This is a genomic window from Streptomyces sp. 8L, from assembly GCF_020176795.1.
In the GTDB taxonomy this organism is placed as follows: Bacteria; Actinomycetota; Actinomycetes; order Streptomycetales; family Streptomycetaceae; genus Streptomyces.
In genome coordinates this window covers 1-3,380 of record NZ_JAIUKE010000740.1, presented here as the reverse complement: position 1 = coordinate 3,380, position 3,380 = coordinate 1, and the positions used below count along the sequence as shown (strand labels likewise).

At 62.0% G+C, this 3,380-nt stretch carries 3 protein-coding genes; 2 read left to right on the top strand and 1 reads right to left on the bottom strand.

Annotated elements, in window-relative coordinates; all coding sequences use genetic code 11:
* The first annotated feature begins 262 nt into the window (after nucleotides 1-262).
* The gene (locus tag LCE31_RS41590; protein ID WP_225022736.1) at nucleotides 263-649 is read left to right on the top strand and encodes a hypothetical protein; all 387 of its coding nucleotides are present in this window, start codon (nucleotides 263-265) and stop codon (nucleotides 647-649) included.
* A gap of 178 nt (nucleotides 650-827) precedes the next feature.
* On the opposite strand, the gene LCE31_RS41585 is transcribed toward LCE31_RS41590, so the two are convergent.
* Nucleotides 828-1,352 carry a hypothetical protein gene (locus LCE31_RS41585; RefSeq protein WP_225022734.1) on the bottom strand — a complete coding sequence of 175 codons (525 nt, stop codon included), beginning with the start codon at nucleotides 1,350-1,352 and terminating at the stop codon, nucleotides 828-830.
* 730 nt (nucleotides 1,353-2,082) lie between these two features.
* Between LCE31_RS41585 and LCE31_RS38065 the strand changes: the two genes are divergently transcribed.
* Nucleotides 2,083-2,616 (top strand): VOC family protein, encoded by a 534-nt coding sequence (locus LCE31_RS38065; RefSeq protein ID WP_225022732.1) that lies wholly within the window; start codon nucleotides 2,083-2,085, stop codon nucleotides 2,614-2,616.
* Nucleotides 2,617-3,380 lie beyond the last annotated feature (764 nt).

Here is a 3,380-nt window from a genome sequence, read left to right as displayed (position 1 = left end):
CCCACAACTCATCAGGCACGAGACGCTCCACTATCCCCACGAGCCCAGACTACCCAACCAAATGAGATGACTTCTTAGCGATCTACCGGCGCCTTCCGGCCCGGTGACACCACCCCCCGGGTCATGGTCGACAGGGGGACATAAGTCATGCCGGGCCAGAAGGCCGGGAGCCTCATGATCAAGGCCGTCTAGAAGGTAACGGGGAAGCAGTCATGCCGTCCCGGAGGCTGGGAACCCCGTTGCGGGGCTGATCAAGAAGGTAATGGGGGGGCACATCCTGCTGCCGGCCTCGAAGGACGGCACCGGCGCCTTCCCCGCGGCGAAGGTGATGTCGCTGGTGGGTGGCATGGTGGCGGGCGCCGACAGCATCGAGGACATGCACCGGCTGCGTCACGGCGCGATGGGCCGTCTGTTCTCCGGTGTGCGGGCCCCGTCCACGCCGTGGTCGTTTCTGCGTTTTTTCACACACGGCCATGTGAAGCAACTGCACGCTGTGGCCCGCCGGTTCCTTCCCGAACTGGCCCGTCACGCCCCGCTGCTGCCCGGCGCTGACCAGGTCGCCTACGTGGACGTCGATGACACCATCCGCCGCATCTACGGCTACGCCAAACAGGGCGCGGTTACGGATACAGCAAGGCCAACGGCCTGAACGCGCTCCTCGGCATCGTCTCCACACCCCTGGCCGCCCCGGTCATCGCCGCCACCAGGCTGCGCAGGGGACCCTCGAACTCCGCGCGCGGGGCGGCAGCGTTCGTCACCGAGACCATCCGCACCGCTCGCGCCTGCGGCGCCAGCGGCCTGCTGGTGATGCGCGCGGACTCGGCGTTCTACGGCGCCGATGCCGTCAACTCCTGCCGGGCACTGGGCGCACGCTTCTCCATCACCGTGCAGATGAACGCTTCCGTCAAGACCACCATCGCCCCCACGATGAGGACGCCTGGACGCCGATCAAGTACCCCAAGGCGGTCTGGGACGAGGAGGGCCAGTGCTGGATCTCCGACGCCGAGATAGCCGAGACCACCTACACCGCCTTCACTTCCAAGCCGAAGAAGCAGCAGGTCACCGCCCGTCTGATCGTGCGCCGCGTCAAACGCCCGAGCGCGCCGCAAGCCGTCCCCGCCGGACAGGGCACGCTGTTTGACACCTGGCGCTACCACGCCGCGTTCACCGACTCCCCGCTCTCCTTGAACGATGCCGAGCGTGATCACCGACGGCACGCCCTCGTCGAGCAGGTGCGCCGATGTCAAGAACAGCGCCTTCGCCCACGCGCCGTCCGGGCATTTCCAGGCCAACGCCGCCTGGCTCGCCCTGGCACACAACCTGACCCGCGCCGCCGGCGCACTGGCCGACACCTTCCCATACCAGAGCGACTACCGCCACCATCCGGGACCACCTGATCAACGTGCCCGCCCGCTTGGCTCGCTCAGCCCGCAGCCTCACCCTGCACGTGCCCGAGCACTGGCCCTGGAGCACCAACTTCATCCAGCTCTTCAACATGGTGCACGCGCCACCAGCCCCCTGACACTCCCCGACCGACCTGCCCGAAAGGGCCCGAGACCTGTTGAAAAGTGGAAAGGCTGGGCAGACCCGCCGCCACCCCACACCCGAATCCGCAACTCAACCCCGACACGCCCTGCACGCCCCCGAAACGATCACACCGAAATCAAGCCGGTGGATCCGGGCTCAGCGGCTGGCGTAGACACCCTGATGATCACCGGTCTCGTGCCTGTGCTGTCACCGCGTCAACACGCACTCTACGCGGACGATCTACACAATCCCGGAACTTGAAACCACCCCGGGACAGTCGAACGCCCGGCGGATACTTGCCAATCGAGAATCCATGATATCATTGATAATGATAACGTAACCAATTATTCTGGAGATTGAGTCACTCCCGGAGCTTGCGCAAGTTCTGGACCGGTCCGTAAGAATGTTACGGAGTCACTGGCCGAGAGACCCGCATAGCCTCTACAAGTTCGAATGCTGTCATCCAAATCTCAACGGAATCCAAATCCGCAAGGTGAAGCGGATGATTGAGCGTTGCACAGTCAAGCTATCGAAAAGAAAGCAAGGTTACCCCAAATGCATCTCCCTAGTGCGCTGAATCACATTGCCTTTCAGACGGATAGACTGGAAGAGACTCACTACTTCTACACCAAGATAATGGGACTCAGGTTCGCGGGTGCTGTTCGCAGGGCACCGGGCCAGAGAACGAGTGACGGAAGCATGATGCCCGACTTTCTGCACACTTTCTACGAGATGCCTTCTGGTGAGTGTATCGCATTCTTTGATGTTGAGAATACACCCCGGCGGGAAAATGATGGGTGGCCGCTTTGGACTCGCCATTTGGCCCTCAGCCTTGATTCCATCGAAGCTGTTGATGAGTATGCTGTGCGACTGCGTGAACACGCTATAAAAGTCCGCGGGCCGATCAATCACGATGGCGTCTGGTATTCAATCTATTTTTTCGACCCATCTGGCGTGCACCTAGAACTCACGCACCAGAGTTGTACACTCGGACAGGAGCAAGCCCAGGATGCCGAGAGGCTCTACTCGGCATGGATTCATGACCGACACTCCGGACGAGTTACTGAAAATGAAATCGTTGAGTCGTAGGAGCTGACGAGATGTCGGTTCCTGCAGTAGGACTGGGACCAGGGCTTCGGCGTAGTCGGCTGACGTCCGCTTTCTGACGGATACGCAGGTTGGGTGGGGTCCCGATGCAGAACAGGCACGGATGCCCATTGTCATGCAGTTCTCTACGCTCTGTGATCCTGAGAAGTCCGTGCCTGCCGACGCATCATCTCTGGTCCCTCCGGTCTTTTACCAACTCGGTGACCCCGCTGCCCAATTGCGTCAGGCGGTGAGTCGGTAGCTGAGGCGTTCGAGACGGCTGGTACGTGTCCCCCGCAGGGGCGGGGTCGGTCCACCAGGCGTTCGAGGCGGACGATGTTGATTACGGTGGTGGAGAAGGCGTGCTGGAGGCGGACCTGCGGCAGACTGCGGTAGCGGGCCCGGCGGATGCCGGTGATATCGAAGGTCTGGTGCCCTCGATCCCGGAGCGCAGGGCGTACTTGTTCTTCCAGGCTCCGCGCGGGTCCGGGCGAGGGCTTCGTAGGGCTCTTCGGGCGGGACTGTAAATCGTTCGGCTCTGTCCCGTAATCGGTAGTAACGCGGGTCTTCGATCTTGAGCGGTGCGCCTCGCCTGACACCCTGACGTTTCGTCACAATCAGTGACTGAGGAGGGTTGGCCCCCTGCTGCAAGGAGCCCGTGGTCCTAAGTGATCATTTCTGTTCTCTAACGAGCTCGTGCATGGTTGGCGGTAGCGCGTCGAGACCTTGATCGTTGATCATGATCCGTGTGGTGGGGAGCCGGACAC